Origin of the sequence: Aequorivita nionensis (assembly GCF_046352995.1) — a bacterium.
Lineage (GTDB): Bacteria > Bacteroidota > Bacteroidia > Flavobacteriales > Flavobacteriaceae > Aequorivita > Aequorivita nionensis.
In genome coordinates, this window is record NZ_CP130281.1 from 1,042,921 (window position 1) to 1,065,564 (window position 22,644).

At 36.6% G+C, this 22,644-nt stretch carries 21 protein-coding genes; 4 read left to right on the forward strand and 17 right to left on the reverse strand.

The genetic code is table 11. The annotated features are described in order from the left end of the window. Nucleotides 1-163: 163 nt before the first annotated feature. Nucleotides 164-1,204 carry a 2Fe-2S iron-sulfur cluster-binding protein gene (locus Q2U82_RS04690; protein ID WP_410006551.1) on the forward strand — a complete coding sequence of 347 codons (1,041 nt, stop codon included), beginning with the start codon at nucleotides 164-166 and terminating at the stop codon, nucleotides 1,202-1,204. Here Q2U82_RS04690 and Q2U82_RS04695 read toward each other — a convergent pair. The 7 genes from Q2U82_RS04695 to Q2U82_RS04725 all read right to left on the reverse strand — a co-directional run bounded on the left by Q2U82_RS04695 (nucleotide 1,201) and on the right by Q2U82_RS04725 (nucleotide 6,361). Next, nucleotides 1,201-2,232 (reverse strand): glycosyltransferase family 9 protein, encoded by a 1,032-nt coding sequence (locus Q2U82_RS04695; protein ID WP_410006552.1) that lies wholly within the window; start codon nucleotides 2,230-2,232, stop codon nucleotides 1,201-1,203. The two genes, Q2U82_RS04690 and Q2U82_RS04695, sit on opposite strands and share 4 nt — an antisense overlap. 58 nt (nucleotides 2,233-2,290) lie before the next feature. Then, complete coding sequence (locus tag Q2U82_RS04700; RefSeq protein ID WP_410006553.1) at nucleotides 2,291-2,899, reverse strand: DUF4254 domain-containing protein; 609 nt, start codon at nucleotides 2,897-2,899, stop codon at nucleotides 2,291-2,293. A gap of 86 nt (nucleotides 2,900-2,985) precedes the next feature. Then, nucleotides 2,986-3,984: a DNA adenine methylase gene (locus Q2U82_RS04705; RefSeq protein WP_410006554.1), complete on the reverse strand. Its 999-nt coding sequence runs from the start codon at nucleotides 3,982-3,984 to the stop codon at nucleotides 2,986-2,988. Further along, nucleotides 3,984-4,445: a DUF3368 domain-containing protein gene (locus Q2U82_RS04710; RefSeq protein ID WP_410006555.1), complete on the reverse strand. Its 462-nt coding sequence runs from the start codon at nucleotides 4,443-4,445 to the stop codon at nucleotides 3,984-3,986. Before Q2U82_RS04710 ends, Q2U82_RS04705 begins: the two co-directional genes overlap by 1 nt. Next, a complete protein-coding gene (locus Q2U82_RS04715; protein WP_410006556.1) occupies nucleotides 4,438-4,665 on the reverse strand; it encodes a UPF0175 family protein in 228 nt (75 codons plus the stop codon). The genes Q2U82_RS04710 and Q2U82_RS04715 overlap by 8 nt, the downstream gene beginning before the upstream one ends. A gap of 101 nt (nucleotides 4,666-4,766) precedes the next feature. Next, nucleotides 4,767-5,411, reverse strand: coding sequence for a hypothetical protein (locus Q2U82_RS04720; RefSeq protein ID WP_410006557.1), 645 nt, complete (start codon nucleotides 5,409-5,411; stop codon nucleotides 4,767-4,769). Next, complete coding sequence (locus tag Q2U82_RS04725) at nucleotides 5,408-6,361, reverse strand: DUF6427 family protein (protein ID WP_410006558.1); 954 nt, start codon at nucleotides 6,359-6,361, stop codon at nucleotides 5,408-5,410. Before Q2U82_RS04725 ends, Q2U82_RS04720 begins: the two co-directional genes overlap by 4 nt. A gap of 41 nt (nucleotides 6,362-6,402) precedes the next feature. Between Q2U82_RS04725 and Q2U82_RS04730 the strand changes: the two genes are divergently transcribed. Continuing rightward, nucleotides 6,403-6,630: a DUF6341 family protein gene (locus Q2U82_RS04730; RefSeq protein ID WP_410006559.1), complete on the forward strand. Its 228-nt coding sequence runs from the start codon at nucleotides 6,403-6,405 to the stop codon at nucleotides 6,628-6,630. Nucleotides 6,631-6,632: 2 nt separating this feature from the next. Here the strand turns inward: Q2U82_RS04730 and purD are convergent, their stop codons facing one another. Next, complete coding sequence (purD, locus tag Q2U82_RS04735; RefSeq protein WP_410006560.1) at nucleotides 6,633-7,904, reverse strand: phosphoribosylamine--glycine ligase; 1,272 nt, start codon at nucleotides 7,902-7,904, stop codon at nucleotides 6,633-6,635. 67 nt (nucleotides 7,905-7,971) lie between these two features. On the opposite strand from purD, the gene Q2U82_RS04740 reads away from it, so the two are divergent. Further along, nucleotides 7,972-9,285, forward strand: coding sequence for a phenylacetate--CoA ligase family protein (locus Q2U82_RS04740; RefSeq protein WP_410006561.1), 1,314 nt, complete (start codon nucleotides 7,972-7,974; stop codon nucleotides 9,283-9,285). Between the two features lie 12 nt (nucleotides 9,286-9,297). Beyond that, on the forward strand, nucleotides 9,298-10,461 hold the full coding sequence (locus Q2U82_RS04745; RefSeq protein WP_410006562.1) for a glycosyltransferase family 4 protein: 1,164 nt from the start codon (nucleotides 9,298-9,300) through the stop codon (nucleotides 10,459-10,461). Here Q2U82_RS04745 and Q2U82_RS04750 read toward each other — a convergent pair. The 9 genes from Q2U82_RS04750 to Q2U82_RS04790 all read right to left on the reverse strand — a co-directional run bounded on the left by Q2U82_RS04750 (nucleotide 10,458) and on the right by Q2U82_RS04790 (nucleotide 22,634). Next, nucleotides 10,458-11,810 (reverse strand): exopolysaccharide biosynthesis polyprenyl glycosylphosphotransferase, encoded by a 1,353-nt coding sequence (locus Q2U82_RS04750; protein WP_410006563.1) that lies wholly within the window; start codon nucleotides 11,808-11,810, stop codon nucleotides 10,458-10,460. The two genes, Q2U82_RS04745 and Q2U82_RS04750, sit on opposite strands and share 4 nt — an antisense overlap. A gap of 6 nt (nucleotides 11,811-11,816) precedes the next feature. Beyond that, a complete protein-coding gene (locus tag Q2U82_RS04755; RefSeq protein WP_410006564.1) occupies nucleotides 11,817-12,803 on the reverse strand; it encodes a UDP-glucuronic acid decarboxylase family protein in 987 nt (328 codons plus the stop codon). A gap of 82 nt (nucleotides 12,804-12,885) precedes the next feature. Then, the gene (locus tag Q2U82_RS04760; protein ID WP_410006565.1) at nucleotides 12,886-14,199 is read right to left on the reverse strand and encodes a UDP-glucose dehydrogenase family protein; all 1,314 of its coding nucleotides are present in this window, start codon (nucleotides 14,197-14,199) and stop codon (nucleotides 12,886-12,888) included. Between the two features lie 74 nt (nucleotides 14,200-14,273). Continuing rightward, nucleotides 14,274-15,500 carry an O-antigen ligase family protein gene (locus Q2U82_RS04765; protein ID WP_410006566.1) on the reverse strand — a complete coding sequence of 409 codons (1,227 nt, stop codon included), beginning with the start codon at nucleotides 15,498-15,500 and terminating at the stop codon, nucleotides 14,274-14,276. Nucleotides 15,501-15,788: 288 nt separating this feature from the next. After that, nucleotides 15,789-16,529 carry a WecB/TagA/CpsF family glycosyltransferase gene (locus Q2U82_RS04770; RefSeq protein WP_410006567.1) on the reverse strand — a complete coding sequence of 247 codons (741 nt, stop codon included), beginning with the start codon at nucleotides 16,527-16,529 and terminating at the stop codon, nucleotides 15,789-15,791. Beyond that, nucleotides 16,519-17,685: a delta-aminolevulinic acid dehydratase gene (locus tag Q2U82_RS04775; RefSeq protein ID WP_410006568.1), complete on the reverse strand. Its 1,167-nt coding sequence runs from the start codon at nucleotides 17,683-17,685 to the stop codon at nucleotides 16,519-16,521. The genes Q2U82_RS04770 and Q2U82_RS04775 overlap by 11 nt, the downstream gene beginning before the upstream one ends. Before the next feature lie 112 nt (nucleotides 17,686-17,797). Next, complete coding sequence (locus Q2U82_RS04780; RefSeq protein WP_410006569.1) at nucleotides 17,798-19,939, reverse strand: bi-domain-containing oxidoreductase; 2,142 nt, start codon at nucleotides 19,937-19,939, stop codon at nucleotides 17,798-17,800. Between the two features lie 77 nt (nucleotides 19,940-20,016). Further along, nucleotides 20,017-20,133, reverse strand: a complete 117-nt coding sequence (locus tag Q2U82_RS04785; RefSeq protein ID WP_410006570.1) for a T9SS type A sorting domain-containing protein — start codon at nucleotides 20,131-20,133, stop codon at nucleotides 20,017-20,019. Between the two features lie 50 nt (nucleotides 20,134-20,183). Continuing rightward, nucleotides 20,184-22,634 (reverse strand): T9SS type A sorting domain-containing protein, encoded by a 2,451-nt coding sequence (locus tag Q2U82_RS04790; RefSeq protein WP_410006571.1) that lies wholly within the window; start codon nucleotides 22,632-22,634, stop codon nucleotides 20,184-20,186. Nucleotides 22,635-22,644 lie beyond the last annotated feature (10 nt).

Below are 22,644 nucleotides of genomic sequence, written 5' to 3' on the forward strand. Positions count from 1 at the left end.
TAAAAGGTTCTATTTTAGTATGTAGAATCACTAAAGAGCGGTAAAAATACATTTCTTTTTAATATCTGCTTAAAGAAACGTCCAAAAAATGCTTCACTTTAAAGCTTTTGAAGCTTTGTTTCCTTGATTTCATTTGTACTTTTGCAAAAAAATAATCAAGATTATGAGCGAATTTCATACGCTTACCGTTTCCGAAGTAAAAAAAGAGACCCCAAATTCAGTTTCCATCACATTTTCAATACCCGAAAACTTAAAAAATCTTTTTGCTTTTAAAGCAGGGCAATACATCACCATTAAACATCAAAGCGGCGGCAAAGATTTACGCCGAGCCTATTCTATTTGTTCTTCTCCAAAAAGCGGGATGCTAAAAGTTGCAGTGAAAAAAGTGGAAAAAGGTGCTTTTTCCGAATACGCAAATAAAGAATTGAAAGCTGGCGACACGCTGCAAGTAATGCCGCCAACGGGAAAATTTATTTTGGAGCCAAACTTAAAAAACTATGCGGCTTTTGCTGCCGGAAGTGGTATTACTCCCGTACTTTCCTTGATAAAAAGCACTTTGGAAGAAATGCCGCAAAGTTCGTTTTTACTTATTTATGGAAATCAGAATAAAAAGGAAACCATGTTCTATGACGAAATCGTTCAGTTACAGGATAAATTTCCGGAGCGGTTTGATGTTGAATTTGTCTATAGTCGAGAAAAGTTGGACGATGCTCAATTTGGAAGAATAGGTCGCTCCCTGGTTAATTTTTACCTGAAAAATAAATACGGCCAGATTACTTTTGAAGCCTTTTATTTGTGCGGTCCCGAACAGATGATTGACGAAGTTTCCGCAACTTTGAAGCACAACGGCATCAATTCAAAACAGATTCATCACGAACTTTTCTCTACTGCCGAAAAAGGACTTTTGGTTGAAAAGCACGACGGAAATACCAGCATTACCGTAATTCTTGATGATGAAGAGGAAGTTTTTGAAATGCCGCAAACAAAATCCATCCTTGAAGCAGCTTTGGACGAAGGTTTAGACCCGCCGTATTCCTGCCAAGGTGGAATTTGTAGCACTTGCATTGCGCGATTGAAAGAAGGAAAGGCCGAAATGCGCAAAAACCAAATCCTCACCGAAGCTGAAATTGCGGATGGATTAATACTTACTTGTCAAGCGCATCCCACAACGGCGAAGGTTGTTGTGGATTATGATGATGTTTAAAGTAATTCCCTTACTTTTTGAACTACTGTTTCAGGTGAAATAGTTTTCATTGCTTCATCATATCCTTTTGGGAACTTGTTTCCATAAATTGAAGTGGGAATCAATGGATATTCTTTGCGGTCTGAAAGAAGCTGATTGTTATCAGGCTGATTGAAAGGCACAAAGCCAGCAAACTGATGCGTCACACCCCAAAGCGTAACTACTGGAACGCCGTACATAGCCGCCAAATGGCCATTGCCGCTATCCATGGAAAGCATTAAATCCAGATTTGAAATTAAAGCAAGTTCTTCTTCAAAGGACAATTTTCCAGCAACATTGGTTACATTTGCAAAAGGGATTTCCATTTCCTTTAAAAGTTTTATTTCCTTCTTTCCACCGCCAAAAAGAAAAATGCGGTATTTGTCGGTTTCATCTAATTCACGGATTACTTCTGCCATTAAGCTTAAAGGATACATTTTGCTTTGATGGGCAGCAAAAGGCGCGATGCCTATAAGTTTTTTCGATTCAACACCTAAAAGTCCGTTTAGTTTTGGCGACAATCGTTTCTTTGGAGGAGCAATATGTTTTCCTAAATTTAAAGGAAATCCGAGTTTCTCAAAAACATCAGCATAGCGTTGATGTGTAGTTTTCAATTGAGAAATAGCTTCGCCTTTGGCAGCAATCAAAGCTTTCTTTTCCGCTCTGCCTTTGTCAATTGTAGCAGTTTCAAGTCCTTTGAATTTCAAATATTTCGTGATTATTTTTGAACGAATCACACTGTGAAGATCAGCAACGGCATCGATACCTAAATCCTTTGCTTCGTTTGCCAATTTAATCAATCCGAAGCGTTTATGTTCGCCATATACATCAGCTTCCAAAAAATCGAGATTTGGAATATCTTCAAAAAAAGGTTTGAAAAAGGGGCGGGAAAGTACCGTGATTTTTAATTCGGGATAGGTTTGCGCCAGAACACGAAGTACGGGAACGGCCATAGCCACATCGCCCATGGCGGAGAGACGGATTACCAATATGTGAGTGGGTTTGGCCATGGTTATTCTAAAAACCTCACAGGTTTTGAAAACCTGTGAGGTTTAAAAAAAAATAGAATTATTTCTTTCCGCGAAGCACTGGATTCAATTCGTCGTCATTGTACATTTTCATCTGTTTATAGACTTTCATATACTTTCTGCCGTGGGCAATATCGTCCAACAATTGGTTGATGGCGGTGCTTAGATCTACTCGTTGTTCAAGCAATACATCCAGCTTTGCTTTACAGGCCATCAAATGTTCTTGGGAGGCATCTGTACGGGTAGCTTCTTCGTTCATATGATACACTTTCAAAGCTAAAATGGAAAGCCTATCAATTCCCCAAGCTGGGCTTTCAGTGTTGATGGTTGCGTCATCATTCACCTTTACATCCTTAAATTTTTCGAGGAAATAACTGTCAATGTATTCCACCATATCTGTACGGTCTTGGTTTGAAGCGTCTATTTGGCGCTTTAACTTTAGGGCTGCAACGGGGTCAATATTCGGATCGCGGATGATGTCCTCATAATGCCACTGAACTGTATCTATCCAGCATTTTCGGTATAGCAAGTGTTCAATCAATTGACTGTCTTTATCGTACGGATTGCTGAAAGGTTGATCCACGGTGTTTACTTCGTGGTACTTATTTATAACTTCTGTGAAGATTTTGTTGGCTTTGTCTGAGAACATTATCTATTATTTATTGTTATTTTTTATTTTAAAACATCCCCCTAACCCCTTTCAAATTTGGAATTATCACGATGTTGTTTACCATTTTATGATTTTTCCAGGATGTGTAAATATTCAAAGGTTTCAGAGGCTTTGTGGTTTCGGTTTTCGGTTTTGTCGGCTTTAAAACGTTGGTATTTTTTGGTTTTCAACGTATATTTTCCGAAGCGTTCCATCACCGTTTGCACTTCCTTTTGGCCCATCAATCCTTCGTTGTTGTAACTCAGAAAAATGTATGGAAACTGTGCGTTTTCAATCAATTCCTCAAAACTCTTCAGTACTTCTCCGGTTCTGCACCAATCGCTTTTGTAGTAATCGCGCAGACCCGTTTTTCCCTTAGGCACAAAGGTATCATATTTTGCGATAGTATTCAGTAAATGATAGTTGGCGCCGTACTGACGCGCATTGTAAGGCGGATCCAAATAGAGAATATCGCCTTTTATCTTTTTAATCAACTCGTTGCTATCCTGCTGAAATACTTGATGTGCATTTTCCGTTTGCTGAAAAATGGCAGGCTTAATTACCAGTTTTTTTGCCGCGGAAGTCTTTATGTGTTTTAAATAAGCGCCATAAACCGAAGCCGTATTTGCAACCTTATCGGCACTTTCCAATAATGAAGTAAGCAGAAAGAAATACTGGTCTTCAGCTATTTTTGATGTTTTTTTCCATTCCTCAATTTGAATTCGGACTGCATCAATTTTTTGTCCGTTTTCTGAAGTGAAGTAGTTTCTTCCAGCTTTTCCACCTTCGGAATAATTTTGGAAAATGAAGCCTTTCTTTCCGTTGAGCAAATTCAATTCATTTATGAATTCTTCGTAATCAAAAGCAATATGATTGCCGATGTAGTTTCGGTTCAGTACATAACTGTAATATTCCACATCATTGGCTATCACTTGTTTTACGTTTGGTTTAAAGTTTCGGCCTATGATTCCAGTTCCCGCAAAAAGATCGCAAAATGTTTTTTGTGAAAGATTGTCGCCGCAAGTTTCGGCAACCGTTTCAAAAATGAAATTGGAGAGTTTATGTTTGGAGCCTATGTAGTTCATTAAGGCAGTTCTTTTGCTTGGCTAAGAGCTTCCGTTTCAAGTTCAAGAGAAATTCGGAAATCTGTTTGCTTTAATTTTTGCAAAATTGGTTTTATTGAAGGAATTACCCCCTTCAGTTTTGCTTTTACTACTACTCCAATAGTTCCAGTGTAGGATATTCCCAAATGTTCAGCCATTTTTCTAGCCTTTAGGTCATCTAAAATAACTGTGCTGTTTTCAATTTCCAAAGCTAAAGCTATTGCACTGGATTCGCCCTTGTCTATTTGAACTTCTAAAATAGCCTGACGATAGTAGTCTGTTACCGATTTTATAATAACCCATGCTGGCAGTGGCTCTCCGAATTCTGACGCCACTTCAGGTGTAGTTATTACTTCCCCATAAACTTTCTGCAAAATATCCAATTCCCCAATGTTTGTAAGTATAATAAAACAGCTGGTATCGGAAATAATAGTTTTAGGCATTGGCAACATCCTTTGCTAAATCTGATGCGGGATAATTGAAGACGGAAACATTATAACGACCCAAAAGCTCAATAAAAGTACGTTTTGTTAGACCTGCCATTTCAGCTGCTTGGCCCAACGACAACTTACCATTTTCATAAAGGCGAGATGCCACAAATATTGCGAGTTCGCTTGGCCCTATATCAAGACCGTCAGGTATGTTTAAGGATAATGTCTTCATATCTCAAAGATAGTGAAATTCTTGTTGCCAATCTGGTTTAAAAAGAGTGCTTTAAATTTCCAAAATGAAATTGGAGAGTTTATGTTTGGAGCCTATATAGTTCATTTAGAAACCCAGATAATATCGCTTAACGTTGTTTGTCCGTCAACAAAAGTAAAGGATTGCAATTGCTCTGGCCGGAAAGATGCCGCATATTTTTGAATAGACTTTTTAAGAAGGGAAATTTCAGCCTTCAGTTTCCAATGTTCACCGTTCCTTTCAAAAACCACAATAAAAAGACGGTTTTTAAAGTGATGCCGCTTTTGGGTGCTTTGGTTTTTGTAGAGCCATTCAATCAGTTCCTTTTTATGGTTTTGGGCATATTCAAAAGTTTTGTTGAATTGCTTTGGAAAAACTGAGGTTTTATGGTCAAAAGGAATTCCGAAGAGCTGAAAATCCTTTTCGGAATCTTTTGTTTCGGCTACGGGTTCAATGCCGTCAATCTCAGTGAAAATCTGTTCCACAGCCTGTGCGCTCCAGAAATTATACCAGCGGTTTGCTGCGTATTGAAAGATTTGTTGCTTGTCCAGTTCCTGTGATTCAGCCACAATTGCAATCTTCCGAACCAATGCTTCCCAATTGGGAATTTGGTAGATAAACTGGGTATAACGATCCCAAAGGTCATTCTGTTTCCGAAACCATTTATAGGGAAATTGGCATCTTCTTTTAAGTTCCTTTTCAATATTTTCTAAATCCAGCGCGCTCATAAAAACAGAAATACAAAGGGCAAAACAACTACAAGCCAAAGCATAATTTCCTTAAACCAAAATTCGGTTATATCTTTTTCAACATAACGATCCGTTTCAAATCCTTCAATATAATTAGCAGCAATAATTGAAATGGGTGCCAATACAAAAAGAATTTCAGCGCCTGTTTTTTCTGGACCCATCAGTGCTGTAAGCAAACTGATTAGGCTTACGTAGAGCATTAAAAGATAGTTGGATTTTTCTTTTATGGAGACAGCGGAAAGTCTTAAAGTTCGATAAACGCCCGTCCAAATATAAAAAGCGAGAATCACTGTAGCCGGCACTAAGACGGAGGGCGAATTGTATTTTGAAAAATCAAAACTTACGGGTTCCATCCAATTAAAAAACCAAGCAAATGAATCATTTATAAGTAGTTGGTATGCCGTATTTATAATCAAAACAGCTGCAAAACCTGTAAAAGGAATAAGCATTTGTTTATAGTTTGAATTTGGTTTTTGTATTATGGCAATCCAAAGGGGAATAAAAAACAACAAACTCCAAAAATAAAATAGGGATGCTATGGTTATCCAAAAACTAGCATCTAGAATTTTTTTTGATGAATTTTTATCACTTCGCAAACTCATAATTCTTCGCAGTGCGAGGATGAGAAAAGCATTTGCCAAAAGTATTTTATGCTGAAGAAAAATTACGGGTAACATTACCATAAAACAGGTAAAAAACAAAATGGCGAAGGTGTTGGTTTTTGTCAAGTGGTTTTTTCGAATAATAAAATCCAATAGCAACATAATCAATACGCTAAGGATTATAAAAGCGCTATGTACAAAAAGCAAATAAGGGGTAATAACAACTAAGGATCCTGAAATTGCACCCAATAAGTATCCTGCTACAATAAAAACACCAAGTATTAAATAATTTAAAGGGATGGATTTTCCAAAAAAACTTGTTAGCATACGGTGTATTTTTATATTTTTGCCTTCTAAAGATTAAAGATATGACTTGGAAAGGTTTTTGGGAAGGAATAGCTTCCCTTTTTGAAAATGTTCTTTTTATCCCTTATAATGCTCTTAGAAGTTTAGAATTGGACAGTTGGTGGTTAGCAAACTTTTTTTCTTGGTTGCTTTTATTAGTAGGCGCATTTGCATTCATTTACTGGATGCGAAAGTTGAAAGAGTTTGACGAAAACACAGAAAGCACCTATACTTTCGACGAAAATCCATAATTTTAAAGGTCGAAACCAATATCACTACGATACTGCATCCTATCAAAATTTAGTTTTTCTATGTTTTGATAGGATTTTTTTAGTGCTTTTCTGAAATCATCATCCAACGAAGTTACGGCCATAACACGCCCGCCATTACTCAATATTTTTCCGTTTTCAGATTTTGTTCCTGCATGAAAAACGATGGAGCCTTCCACATTTTCCAAACCTGAAATTTCCTTTCCTTTTTCATAATCTTCCGGATAGCCTCCAGAAACAAGCATGACGGTTGCGGCAGCCCTTTCGTCAATTTCAATATTGATGTTGTTCAAGTTTTGATTGTATGTCGCCTCAAATAAAGCTATCAAATCAGTTTTTATGCGCGGAAGTACTACTTCGGTTTCGGGATCGCCCATTCGCACATTGTATTCAATAACATAGGGTTCATTGTTCACTTTTATCAACCCGATGAATACAAAACCTTTGTAATCAATGTTTTCTTTGGAAAGGCCATTCACCGTTGGTTTTACAATACGGTCTTCAATTTTTTTCATCAAAACTTCGTCTGCAAAAGGAACTGGGGAAATGGCTCCCATTCCGCCTGTGTTCAAGCCCGTATCGCCTTCGCCTATGCGTTTGTAATCTTTTGCTGTGGGAAGAATTTTGTAGTTTTTGCCATCTGTTAGCACAAAAACACTGAGTTCTATTCCATCCAAAAATTCTTCAATGACAACTTTGGAACTGGCTTCACCAAATTTGCTATGTGCAAGCATATTTTCAAGTTCCTGTTTGGCTTCGTTCAAGTCTTTTAAAATTAGTACACCTTTTCCGGCGGCCAATCCGTCAGCTTTCAAAACATATGGTGGATTCAATTTTTCCAAAAAAGCTTTTCCAGCTTCTAAAGATTCCGCAGTAAAACTCTCATAGGCAGCCGTGGGAATGTTGTGCTGCATCATAAACTCTTTTGCTCGTTGTTTGCTGCCTTCCAACAATGCGCCGCGTTTTGAAGGGCCAATCAGCATTACGTTTTTCAACTCTAAAGTTTCGGCAAAATAATCAGCTATTCCCTGAACCAAAGGATCTTCTGGACCCACAATGACCATTTCAATATTATTTTCAACAACACATTTTTTAACAGCCTCAAAATCGGTCACCTTTATATTTACATTTTTGGCTATTGATGCCGTACCTGCATTTCCTGGTGCTACAAAAAGTTTTTCGCAGCGATTGGTTTGTGAAATTTTATAGGCAAAAGTATGTTCGCGACCGCCGGAACCAAGGATGAGAATATTCATAATTAAAATGTTTTGTTTCGGTGTCAAAAATAATTGTTTGTAAATTGACACCCTAATTTATTCCAAAATGAATTTGTTTGAAAATACGTTGAAATTAAATGGTTTTCCCATTGCTGAGGCAAAGGAAAAACTTGCTAAGATCAAACAAATTTCAAATGAAAACTTTGGAAACTACATTTTTAAATCTCGAAATGAGATTGTTGCCTACCACCTCCAAAACAACCCGTTTTATAAAAAACTCATTGGAAATATCGATGTTTCTAATTGGGAAAAAATTCCGGTAATGACCAAGAGGCATCTACAATGTCCGCTGGAAGAAAGATTATCAAATTCATTTAAAAAAGACGCTGTTTATATAAATAAAACGTCGGGTTCCAGTGGGACGCCTTTTATATTCGCAAAAGACAAATTTTGCCACGCATTGACATGGGCAGAAATTATTGATCGGTTTGGGGCTTTGGGTATTAATTTCAATCATTCTTTGCAGGCGCGATTTTATGGAATTCCGTTAGATTTTAAAGGCTTTTATAAAGAAAGGATTAAAGATTTTTTCAGCCATCGCTATAGGTTTCCGGTTTTTGATCTTTCAGAAGAAAAAATGGAAATTATTCTAAAATCATTTAGAAGAAGAAAATTTGATTATATAAATGGCTATACAAGCTCCATAGTGTTTTTTGCAAAATTTCTTCGCGACAAAAACATTATACTCAACAAAATTTGCCCAACTTTAAAGTATTGCATTGTTACCAGTGAAATGCTTTTTGATGATGATAAAAAATTAATGGAAGAGGTTTTCGGAGTTCCTGTTATTAATGAATATGGAGCTTCGGAGCTGGATTTAATTGCTTTCACAAATAATGAAAACGAATTTGTAGTAAATAGCGAAACTCTTTTAGTAGAGATTCTTGATGAAAATGACATGGCCGTTCCGTTAGGAAATTCTGGGCGAATTGTAATTACTTCCTTATACAACAAAGCACATCCAATGATTCGATATGACATTGGGGATATTGGTGTTTTATCGTCTGCAAGCACTGATAAGAAACCTATTTTAGAAAAATTGATTGGCCGCACAAATGACATGGCAAAACTTCCAAGCGGTAAAACCATTCCTGGCCTAACGTTTTATTATGTCACAAAAAGTATAATGTCAAATGATGGTAACGTAAAAGAATTTATCATTGAACAAACCGAATTGGATACATTTAAAATCCAATACGTTGCTGATAAAGCATTGTCACAACAAGAGAAGAACGCAGTTCAAAAATCTGTTTTTGAATATTTAGAAAAAGATCTAAAGCTTATTTTTGAAAGAACAACTGTTTTAAAACGAAGCAAAAGCGGTAAGTTGAAGCAGTTTGTTTCATTAGTTGAAAAATAATTTTTCTAGAAAGTGCAAAAAGAAATTCTTCTAATAACCAACTATTTTCCACCTGAAAAAGGTGCAGCTGCAAACCGAATATTCAGCATTGCTGAGGGTTTGGGAAAAACTGGCTATTCAGTTAAAGTTATTTGCCCTTTACCCAATTACCCCAACGGGGAAATTTTTGAAGATTATAGAGGAAAATTGTCATTAACAAAAGATGTTTCTTTTGGGAAAATAGTGCGCTTGTGGGTCTGGCCAAGCAATTCTGCCAATAAATTTGTAAGGTTGCTTTCAATGCTTTCGTTTTCTCTCAGTTTGGTGCTCTTTTTTAGTTTCAACAAAACCCCAAAAAACATTTTTGTGCAATATTCGCCTGTATTTGTGGGCTATACCGCGGTTTGTTTAGGGCGATTGTTTTCAAAAAAAATAATTCTAAATATTTCTGATCTATGGCCATTGGCAGGATTGGAAATGGGCATTTTGAAGAAAGGCTGGTATTATTCTCTTTTATTGAAAATGGAACATTTCTGTTATAAAAATGCAGATTTAGTAGTTGGCCAGTCTGAAGAAATACTTCAGCATATTTCAAATTTTAAAAAAGAGAAACCTTTTTTCTTGTATCGAAATATTCCAAATTTTGATATCCCTCCAATCAAAGAAAAGTCAATTTCTAAAGAAATTAAAATCGTTTATGCAGGGTTGTTGGGCGTTGCTCAAGGAATTTTTGAAATCTGTCAAAAAGTTACATTTCCTGAAAACGTGAGTCTGCATATATACGGGGCAGGGCCAGAAGCTGAAAAAATAAAGCCTTTGCAAAAGCAAAACATTTTCTTTTATGGCGAATTGGAGAGAGATTTACTTCATCTTGCAATTCAAGAATATGATATTGTCTTTATTCCTTTAATCAATAGAATTTATGGTTCTGTGCCTTCAAAGATATTTGAATATACTCGTTTGGGGCTGCCAGTTCTTTATTTCGCAGGGGGAGAAGGCGGAGCGATTGTAGAAAGAGAATCTTTAGGATGGGTTGTTGCTGTAAACGATTTTGGAGGGCTACAAAGTTTTATAAATTCTATTTCTGAAACAGAGTTGAGGAGTTTTCCAAAAGCAATTGTTCAGAAAAATTCTGCTTTGGCATTTGATTTTAAAAAGCAGTTTGACGCCTTTATTTCTTCAATTGAAAAAGTTTAGTATGCTTTTTCTTCACCACGAAGCGCGTTGAAGATCGTTTGGAAAACGATTTTTATATCGAGAAAAAGACTCCAATTTTCAAGATAAAAAATATCATATTTTACTCTATTGATAATATGGCTCTCACTTTCCACTTCACCACGGAAACCACTTACTTGCGCCAATCCCGTTATGCCCGGCTTTATGAAATGACGCACCATAAATTTATCTATTCTTTCGGCATACATATGAGTATGGCTCACCATATGCGGTCTTGGGCCCACTACACTCATTTCACCTTTTAGTACATTTATAAACTGTGGCAGTTCGTCGATACTAGTTTTTCGGATTATGCGTCCTACCTTTGTTACGCGTTCATCACCTTTTTTAATTTGGTGTAAGTGCGCCATAGGATTTGGCTTCATGGAACGGAATTTATAACAATAAAACTCTTTATAGTCTAGACCATTCCTTTTTTGCTTAAAAAATACAGGCCCTTTAGATTCCAGCTTTATCCATAGCCCTAACAAAGGTGTTAACCAAGACAAAAGTCCTATAATAACAATGAGAGAAAGGGCAATATCAAAACTTCGCTTCAAAAATTTATTAAACGGCTCGTCCATTGGGATTTTCCGCATGGAAAGAATAGGAAGTACTCCGTAATAAGTGAAATCCAGTTTTTTGCTATAAATCTCTTTGTTATCTGGAAGGAATTTTAAAATTTTAAGATTGTTGTCAACAAAATCGATCAACTTAATTAGATCTTTATTTCCAACTTCCGCAACAGAAGAATACACCTCATCTATTTCTTCCTTCATTATATAATCCATACACTCTTCAATGGAAACCTTGTTTGAGCCTTTTAAATCAAAGGTTCTATAAAGTTTATAACCGTACACTGGATTGTTGGTAAAAAATTTACGGAGTTGGTCTGTCTTTTGGTTAAGACCGATGATTACAACTTTACGGACATTTCCTCCAAGATGTAACCTATATTTTTTAAGAAGAAAGAAAACAGCCAATTTCATTATGGTAATGCAAGCCATCACCAAAAGAACATATTTAAATATAGCTGATGCAGAAGTGGTCAACTCATTGTAAAATCCAAAAAAGGAAAAAACAATCAGGACAAAAATAACTCCTTGCTTTCCTACCAAGTACATTATTTTTGAAAGATGGGTAAATCGATAAATTTCATAAAAACCTGAACGCAACGAAAGTAATAACCACGCAAGGGTCAAAAAGACAACATAATTGAAATATGGGAAGGGTGTTCCAAAAAATTCAAAAGCAAAAAAATGGATGAAGAAAAGGTCTATTCCATATGAAATAGGCCGCAACCATCCCGAATATCTTCCGCTTTTAAACATTATTTTTTATCTATTGTGTTTTGAAAAATCTTTATGCTCACTTTTAAAAAGTTCTTCTTTTGAAAGGTTTTTAAAATATTCAAAGGTTTTCTTCATTCCTTCTTCTCTGGAAACTTTTGGTTCCCAGCCCAATATTTTCTTTGCTTTAGAGATATCCGGTTCACGTTGCATAGGGTCATCTTGCGGCAACGGTTTAAAAATTATTTTTTGTTCAGTTCCGGTGAGTTTGATAATTTCCTTTGCAAAATCAAGAATTGTTATTTCTTCGGGATTACCAATATTTACAGGCAATGGATAGTCGCTGAGCAACAAACGGTACAAACCTTCAACCTCATCATCAACATAGCAAAAAGAACGGGTTTGCATTCCATCCCCAAACACGGTCAAATCTTCGCCCCGAAGTGATTGCCCTATAAATGCAGGGATTACACGGCCATCGTTTAGCCTCATTCTTGGACCGTACGTATTAAAAATACGTGCAATACGGGTTTCGAGACCGTGGAATCTATGATATGCCATAGTGATGGATTCCTGAAACCGTTTTGCTTCATCATAAACTCCTCGCGGGCCTATGGTGTTTACGTTTCCAAAATATTCTTCCGTTTGAGGATGTACCAATGGATCTCCATAAACTTCAGAGGTAGAGGCTATCAAAATGCGAGCGTTTTTCTCTTTTGCCAGCCCCAAAAGATTATGCGTTCCCAAAGATCCTACTTTCAACGTTTGAATAGGAATTTTTAAATAATCTATTGGGCTTGCTGGGGAAGCAAAATGAAGAATGTAATCTATCTTTCCAGGGACGTGTACAAATTTGGTAATATCGTGATGGTAAAACTCAAAAGCTTCCAATTTAAAAAGATGTTCAATATTTTTAAGATCGCCCGTAATGAGATTGTCCATTGCAATAACATGATAATCTTCGGCAATAAACTTATCACATAGGTGCGAGCCTAGAAATCCAGCAGCACCGGTAATCAGGACGCGTTTTTTCATCTGCATAAAATATTTGAAAAATAGGAAGATGGAATGCCTAAGCCTGCATCTTCTTTCAATTTATAATTTGCTATTGGGCATTTCATAAGTTTACAGACTTTCTTCCCACGGAAACATAGGTAAAACCTTCTGATTCCATATCATTTACATTATATAGATTTCTTCCGTCAAAAACAACAGGGTTTTTTAATAATTTTTTCAATCTTTCGTAATCTGGGGTACGGAAAATACTCCATTCAGTACAGATTAAAAGAGCATCTGCCTTTTCAAGAGCAGCATACATAGAGTTGGAATACTCCAACTTGTTGCCAAACCGTTTTTCGATATTTGGCATTGCTTCGGGATCAAAAACCTGAAGTTTAGCGCCTTTAGCCAGCAAGGCTTCCATCATATCTATGGAAGGGGCTTCGCGAATATCATCCGTTTCAGGTTTAAAGGCCAGTCCCCATATAGCAATGGTCTTTCCTTTTAGACCGTTGTTGAAATATTTTTCAATTTTTGGAAGTAAAATTGTTTTTTGAGCGGAATTGATTTCGATTACAGAATTCAAAATCTTGAAATCGTAGTTTTCGTCTTTTCCGGCTTTTTTAAGGGCTTTAACGTCCTTTGGAAAGCAAGACCCACCATACCCAATTCCGGGAAAAAGAAAACGTTTGCCAATACGGCTGTCGCTGCCCATTCCAGCACGAACCATGTCTACATCGGCGCCCACTTTTTCGCAATAGTTGGCAATTTCATTCATAAAGGTAATCTTTGTGGCCAAAAATGAGTTTGCAGCATATTTTGTGAGCTCAGCCGATTTTTCATCCATTATAATAATCGGGTTTCCGGAGCGTACGAAGGGGCTGTATAGCTTTTTCATTAAAGCTGTGGCTCTTTCGCTGCTTGAACCAACAACGATGCGCTCAGGCTTTAAAAAATCGTCCACTGCAAAGCCTTCGCGAAGAAACTCTGGATTGGAAACTACATCAAATTCACAAGCAGCATTTTTGGCTATAATATTGTGTACTTTTTCCGCTGTTCCAACAGGCACGGTGCTTTTGTCCACTATAACTTTATAGGTTTTTATTAAATTTCCAATTTCTTCGGAAACATTCAAAACATATGATAGATCTGCTGAGCCGTCTTCATCTTCGGGAGTTGGGAGCGCAAGAAAAATGATTTCGCCATGGTTCAAGCCTTCTTCGAGTGAAGTGGTAAATCTTAAACGGTTGGCTTTTATATTTCTTTCAAAAAGCACGTCCAAGTGCGGCTCATAGATTGGCACTTGTCCGTTACGCATTTTTTCCACTTTCGCCTTGTCTATGTCTACACAAATTACCTCATTTCCTGTTTCTGCCAAACAAGTTCCTGTTACAAGGCCTACATAGCCAGTTCCTATTACTGAAATTTTCATTTATCTTTTTCTATCTTTTCAAAAATGAAAAGTTTTTTGTTATCAAAGCGCAAAAGTACAATTTGCAATTCTTTTTATATGTTTTTTATTTTGTTTTCCGCGGGTTTAGGTTTAGCGTTTGTTATTAATACAATCAAAATGAAGCCTACGTAATAAGCTCCAATCTGTCTGTGAAATAGATTTTCAACCAAACAATACATCAGCAACATTGCCAACATAGCCGTGGGAAAAAATTGTTTTCGGTTTGAAATAAAGCTGAAAACTATAAAAGCTAAAAAAAGCAACAAGGCTATGAAACCTGCACTTATATAAAAATCCAAAAACTGGTTGTGAGTATTGTAGCGTTCCAAAATAAATTTTTCCTTTTTCTTGGGATTGGAAATTTGAGCTTCATAACAAGAAACCAATTTGTCTTTAGTGGCATCGAAACCAATTCCAGTTAAAGAAAAGCCTTCGTTTTTTATCACATCCTGCGCGCATTCCCAAACCACCGCCCTTAACTCATAGGTCATTGAATTTTCAATAAAAGCAGGGGGAGATTGTTTATTTTCCGCTTGTTTAAATTGAATGACTTTTTCGTTTTTAATTATAAAGAACAAACCCGTTAAAACAGTTATGGCAACAATGGCCATTATAGCTTTCCAAATTTTCCGTTGGCCATAAAACTGTCTAATCAACAATAAAACGAACAACGAAACAACAGCAATTTTGGAAGCGATTAAAATAATGAATAGTGCATTGACAAAAATATTGGCTAGATAATAATTGTTGTTTGGATGATATTTTTTCTGAATTGCCTGAAAGGAAATTAGAATACTAAAGGTGCTGAGAAGCCCCAAATAAAGCCTATCTACCAATAGAGATTCTATAACCTGCGGGGAGTCTCCGAGTGCAAAACTTCCAGTTGCATCAGTTATGAGTACAAAATTATAAACCGAAAAAATAATAGCTGCAAGTGCTGAGAATATTATTGCGCTGTTAATTTTTTTTACATCTGCAACGGGGATATAAAGAATGGCAAGCCCCACAGCGATCAATATTTTTTTTATGATATTATAGTCCTCTGCCAATCTTCCACTTATTAGCGAATCGATGCAGAGGTATGCAAAAAGCACTAAGAATATTGCTATAGGTAAGGATTTCAGTTTTTTGAAATCTTCTTTTTTTACTATAAAAGGAAAAGCAAATACCAATATTGCCAAAAGAATATTAGGAAGTGCCCTAATATAGTTATCAAAAGGAATTATGAGATAGAGCAGCAAGAAAGCATAGGGGTATATGGCAGAGAGCAGTATTCTCATTGATATTTTGTGTATCTTAAATTTTAGGGGAAGATAGAAAACTCCTGGCAAAAAAACCATCTTTTGAGTGAGTAGATATTAGTCATTACATCTAGCCGGTTAAACTCAAATTGATTGTCCAAATTGGACTGCTTTTTTTGTAGGAAAAAAGGACTGTTCTCTTACAATTTAATGACTTTGATACGGCTTTGCTATGGCTTTGGTATGGCTTTACCTAGGCTTTTATACGGGTGAACCTAAGTTTTGACCCGTCCTAAAATAACTTTATTAGGATTTATACTGTTGATGTTAATTAGAGAAACGCTCCTTAATTACCAAATAGATAAATTTGGAATTTCCCACCAAATAGCGCTTCCACATACGCCTTGGTTCTTGGGCAAAGCGATAGAACCACTCCAAACCTGCGTTTTGCATCCAGGCTGGGGCGCGTTTGGTTTTTCCAGCTATAACATCAAAACTACCGCCTACGCCCATGATAAGGTTTACATTTTTAAGGATGTCGCGGTATTTGTAAAGAAAATTTTCCTTGATGGGAGAAGAGATTGCAACGAAAAGCATTTGCGTGCCGCTGTCAGCTATTTGTTGGGCAATTGCTTTTTCATCGGAAGATGTAAAATACCCATTGCGGTAACCAGCTATAATTTCGGGACTGTAGATTTCAGAATATTTTTCAACAACTTCTTTTACAATTTCTTCTTTAGCGCCAAAAAGGAAGATTTTGTTGTTGTTTTTATGCGCCATTTCCACGAGGCTAGCCATTAGGTCTATACCGGCAACGCGTTCTTTTAATGGTTTGCCTAAAAAGCGTGATGCCCAAACAACAGATTGGCCATCTGCATTAATGATGTGGCATTGGTTTACGCTGTGGCGCAATTCCAGATCCTTTTGCATAGCCACGACTTTTCCGGCATTTACTACAACGTGATGCACTTGTTCGCCGGCATGTATTTTTTCCTGCACCAGAGCAAGGGTTTCTTGCATGGAGAGATTATCTATGGCGGTGTTTAGGATTTGGATTCTATCGGTCATTTGCTTCTAAAAAGTAATATGAAAATGCATAAAACATCCAAGCCTGCGCCCATCGCATATAAGGAATGTTTGAATTGAAATATTTGTTTTTTTGATATTGAAAAAACCCTTTTTCGGATTGCATATTTTCAACGGTCCAATGTAAAACCCGATCAATTAATTCTTTGTTCTCTTTAAAAACTTCCAATTTGCTCAAAGTTACGACCAATTGCGCAGGTGCGTGAATATCTATCGGAAAAATTGAGTTGTTATAATATTTTGGAATCCCTTCTCCGGTAAAAAAGGTTTTTAAATAATAATCCAATCCTTTTTCAATGTGTTTTGTGAAAGAGGTATCACCCGATATTTTTTGATAAATATAAATACATTCCAGATTATAGCCCGTATGAAAGTTATCTACCCATTGATGGTAAGGTAAAGTACCGTAAGACCAAGCACCGTTTTTTTGCTGAAAATTGGCGGCGTACTGAACGGCTTTTTTGGCTTCGGTTAATAGGTTCTCCTCTTTCGTAAATTCATAGACCAGACTTAACAATTTGGCACCGAGCAAAGAAGCATTGAAAACCTGTGTTTTATCCAAAGGTGAATAGGAAAACGAAAAGTTGCCCTTTTTATCATAAGTTCTGTTTAAATCTTTTAAAACGAACTGTGTTGCACTTTTAGCAGTATCCAGATATTGACTGTTTTTTGTAATCTTGTACGCTTCCAGCAATGCTTCGGTAATAAAAGTGGTTGCAACAACGGTAGGCATTCCCTTGGGCTGAAAGAAAGCGCGCGCCTGCCAGTCAAAATTATAGCCCCAGCACGCTCCCGAATAGCCTTCACTTTTCATTTTTATTACTTGTTGTGAAAGTTGGTTTATTTTTTCCAAATATTCTGGCTGCGGATCTGTTTTATAAAGATTGCAATAGCCAGTGATGAATAGACCGAGTCCCTTCGCATTATACCCTTTTTCTACAGAAGTAATTTGGCGTAAATTGATTGGGCTTCTTTTAAATAACTGAATCCACACAAGTCTAAAAAATCGGCTTTTTGAAATTACAGGCATCGATTGGAACAACTTACTGTTCAAACCATCATAGGGGTCCCAACCTTTAAAGTTTTCCTTTTCGCAATAGGTCTTCAATTTTTGGAAACTATTCTTAAAATCGGCCATTCGTTCCTACATTGTTTTTTTGGAGTTGCAAAAGTAAGGGAAATAAGCAAATAGTATATAAAAGGCTTCACAGGTTTTAAAAATCTGTGAAGCCTGAGAAAAACATTTTTTTTTAAATATCCTGCGGTAATCCCGTTGTAAGCGAATCTAAGATTTTAAAAGTTGTAATTGTAGTTAGGTATATGGATTCAAAAGGAATTGGGGCTTCGGTATTTTGTTTTAAGGAATTTAAAAACGCCTCAACTTCCTGTTTATGACCTTTGCCATCTAACTTTAACTTTATCTGTTTGTTGCCTTTGTGGAAATCACCTTTTCTAAAATCATGTATCCTGCCCACTTTTCCGCCACTGAAAACTTCAATCAATTCTTTTGGAACTGATTTGTCACCATTGCCAAGATATAAAAGATTCCCGATGGAACCATCGCTAAAAGAAACTGTAATGGAAATATTATCTTCTGAAGTAAGGTTTTGGTTGTCAGTTTTAATAGAAGCTGCATATACTTTTACAGGTTTTGCATCAGTGAAGTATTGCATCAAATCTATAAAGTGGCACATTTCGCCAATAATGCGCCCGCCGCCTACGTTTTTGTTTTGCGTCCAATGATCTTTCGGAAGAAACCCAGCGTTCACACGGATGTTTACCACTTTTGGTTCGCCGTTATTTACAAATTCAGACTTTATCTTTTCAGCAATAGGAGAAAATCTTCTGTTAAAACCAACCATTAATTTTTGATTGCTTTCTTGATAAACCTTTTTAACTTCCTCTAGCTCATCATAATTCATTGCCAAAGGCTTCTCAACGAAAACATTTTTCCCAGCCTTTAACGCTTCCATTGTGTATGAAGCGTGGCTGTTGTGCGGCGTTGCAATGAAAACGGTATTGATTTTAGGATTGTTCAAAATATCCTGCGCTTCAGAAGAAGCGTTGTTGAAACCAAATTTTGTAGCAACATTCTTGGCAGTAATTCCTTTGGTGGTAACTACGGTATCCAAAGATGCACCTTCACGTTTTGTGTAAGGAATCAAATAGCTCTGTGCAAAACTTCCTGCACCGATAAAACCAATGTTTACGGTTGAAACTGCATTGGATTGCACCGAAACAAGGGATGTTTTTTTAGTCTCACTTTCGGGATAAGCCAATAAAATACCAATGTGTGGCTCATCAACTTTTCCTAAAACAATATCATAAGCTTTTTCTGCTTCAGAAATATCGAAAGTGTGCGTAATTAAATCTTTAAGTTTTACGGTCCCTTGAGAAATTAGGTCCAAAAAGGTTTCCATATTGCGCTGCTCGGTGTAGCGAACGTATGCAAAAGGATAATCCACGCCATCTTCTTCGTAAACAGTATCATATCTTCCTGGGCCATAAGAGCAAGACATTTTCAGTTCCAGTTCTTTTCTATAAAAGTCCGGATCGCGGGGAATGTCCATTTTTACAGCACCCACTACAATTACTTTTCCTTTTTTACGGCTTATTACTGCTGAAAGCTCTATAGGGTCGTTACTTGGGGCGGCGGCGGTGATAATAACACTATCAAAACCGTGACCATCAGTAAAATTATCAATAGCAGTATTTAAATTTGAATCACTTCGAAGCATTGCTCCGTCTGCGCCACTTTTAATAGCAAGGTCTATCAAGTTTTTTGAAAGATCTACTCCAAAAACGCGGCAGCCGTTTGCTTTTAGTAATTGAACAGTCAACTGACCCAAAAGCCCAAGACCTATTACACAAACTTTATCGCCTAATCTTGGTTCTGCCTGACGAACGCCTTGCAATGCAATAGCGCCCAAAGTTGTAAAACTAGCTTCCTCAAAAGAAACATTATTGGGGATTTTAACCACCAAATTCTGCGGAATAGCAACCACCTCAGCGTGCGAGGCGTAATCTTGCCCTGCACAGGCAACACGATCGCCTGGTTTAAATTTGCTGTTACTATCCATGGAGGCAGCAACAACTCCAGAAGTACTGTAACCAAGCGCCTTTAATGAATCGAGTTTGGTTTTTACTTTATCTATGGTAGCTTTTAAACCTTCCTTTTTTATGTTCTGAAGCACTTGTGCCACAAGATCGGGACGTTGTTTGGCTTTGCCTATAAGACTGGCTTTCCCAACTTTTACGGTACCTCTTTCAGTTCCTGCACTTATCAAAGAAAATTTATTCTCCACCAGCACCATATTTTCCGAAATGGAAGGGTTTGGCACTTCATCTACATATAATTCTCCAGTTTTAAAGTTTTGGATTACTTGCTTCATTATTGCGAATTTTGGTGCAAAAGTAAGGTTTTTTAAGAAAGAAAAAATTCTTAAAACATCAAGAATATTATTGCCGGTTATTTTTTTATAAATTTTTTGGAAACTATTTTTCCATCAGAGAATATTTGGAGAAAATACAATCCACCACTTAAATTAGATACATCAAGTTCATTTGAAAGATATTCCCCGATCAAAATTCCTTGAGTAGTATATTTGTTGTTGGGTTGATAAGTATATAAAATGACTACTTAATAATTATTTTTTTTAATTCAGATTTTGAAGAAGCATCCATCAATTTAACAAAATAAAGCCCTTTTGCCAACTTACCTAAATTGATAAGTTCAACATCTATATTGTTGTCTTCCTTAAGTATTAATTGTCCTAACTGATTATAGACTGTAACACTTATAATAGTTTTTTCTGATGAGATATATAATAATCCATCTGTTGGGTTGGGATAAAGGACGGTATTAATAAATTCATTTTCATTTATGCCTAAAGGCCCTTTGTTTTCGAACCAAATTATTTCATCTTTCGAATTGGAACATGTAAGCACGTCCATTTTTCCATCGCCATTATAATCATCGGCAAAAATTGAGATGGGATTTGGAAGATCAGCGCTGATTATTTGTTGAAAGTTAAAATTTCCACTGCCACCATTTTTAAACCAAGAAATATTATTTGATCCATTATTGGAACTTGACATTATGTCAATATTACCATCGCCATCAAGATCTTTTGTAAATATGTCATGAGCACCTACCATATTTTCTGAAATAATTCGTGCATTGCTATAAGTGCCTTGTCCATCGGTATTTTCGTACCATATTATTGCTGAATTATCAGTCGTAACAATGTCAATATCACCATCGTTATCCAAATCTGCAACCCGAACTATCCCTGGCTTTCTATTGACATCAATTATGTTAGGAGGGCTAAATGCGTATAGCCCATTTAGTTTCTCAAACCAAACTATTGGGCCCTGCTGAACAGTTTCATCAATGGATGCAACAATATCTTCATCACCATCATTGTCAATATCAATAGGTACAAGAAAAATTACATCACCTATGTTGTTTGAAACTAGATGGGGAGATCCGAAATTACCTAGCCCATCTAAATTTTTCTGCCAGTAAATTTCAGAAAATCTAATTGAAATAATATCAAGATCTCCATCATTGTCGAGATTAATTGTATGAATAGTCTGGCAAAATAGTTCATCCCTAATTATATTTTCAGGCCCAAAATTTCCTAATCCATCTAAATTTTTATACCAAGTTAGTTTCGATCGTCCAGCTGCAAGAACATCTATATACCCATCGCCATCCATATCGCCGATATAAACACAATTTACATTTTTTAAGTGGGCAATTGTCTTAAGTTCAGAAAACGAACCCTGTCCATTTAAATTTTCTTGCCAAACAACACGATTGTCGCCTTTTAGGGCTGAAATTATATCTGTGTCCCCATCCCCATCTAAGTCAACTGAAATTACTTGATTTACGCCATTGGCACTATTAATAGGTGCCAATTCAGTTCCAGAGTCAAAATTTCCCTGTCCATTCAAATTTTTATGCCAAGCAACGCGATCTGCTTTTCCGGATGAAATTAGCAAATCTGGACCTCCATTATTATTTAAATCTGCAGCGAAAAGTGCATTTACATCTTCAACTGGTTCACCAATTAATTGATAGTTTCCAAAAGTTCCATTGCCATTGTTTTTTCGCAAAACAATTCCATTAGAATCACCTATGACGATATCAGGATCTCCATCATTATCAAAGTCTTCGGCAAATATTGCGAGAGACCGACCCGATGTAGCTATTTGGTTTGGAGATGAATCGAAGTTTCCCAAACCGTTCGTGTTTTTAAACCATGCAACCACACTTTCACCAGAATATCGCGTGAATACTGTGGCAATATCTAAATCGCTATCACCATCAATATCTGCTAATACAGAAGAATTATATGTTGAAGGTGCATCTATTAAAATTTGCTGTTGGACAAAATTACCTTGGCCGTTTATGTTTTTAAACCATACAATATTGCCAATATAGATACTGCTTCCAGAAATAAAATCCGTATATCCATCTCCGTCAATATCACCGAAATCAATATAGATCGGCTCATCGAAATTTGTAGAAATTATCTGTTGTGGGCCAAATGTTCCCTGTCCATCCATATTTTTGTACCAAGCAATCTTATTATCACTCTTCGAAGTAGAAAAAACATCCAAAGCACCATCTCCGTCCGCATCCAATGCATATACAGAGCTTGCTCCTTCAGTAAGATTAGAAATAGTTTGGTATGCGCCAAAATTACCTTGTCCATTTAAGTTCTCAAACCATCCAATCGAATTTCCTGAGGCCGAAGCAACCAACACATCTATATCTCCGTCTGCATCAAGATCTGCTGCAAAAACTGATGATGCACCCAAAACAGTTTCTGAAATGATTTGTTGTGCTGCAAAATTGTTTTGACCATCTAAGTTTCTATACCAAGCAATTTTATCGTCATGCGCAGAAGCAGAAAGTATATCCAAATACCCGTCGCTATCAAGATCTGCAGCAAAGACCGATTTTGGATTATTTGTACCGCCGGTATCATTGACGGTTACGTGGGTTTCAAAATCTAGTTGTCCAAAAGTATTTAAAGATAAAAGGAGAGCAACTATTAAAAGTATAGTAAATTTCATAGCCAACAGA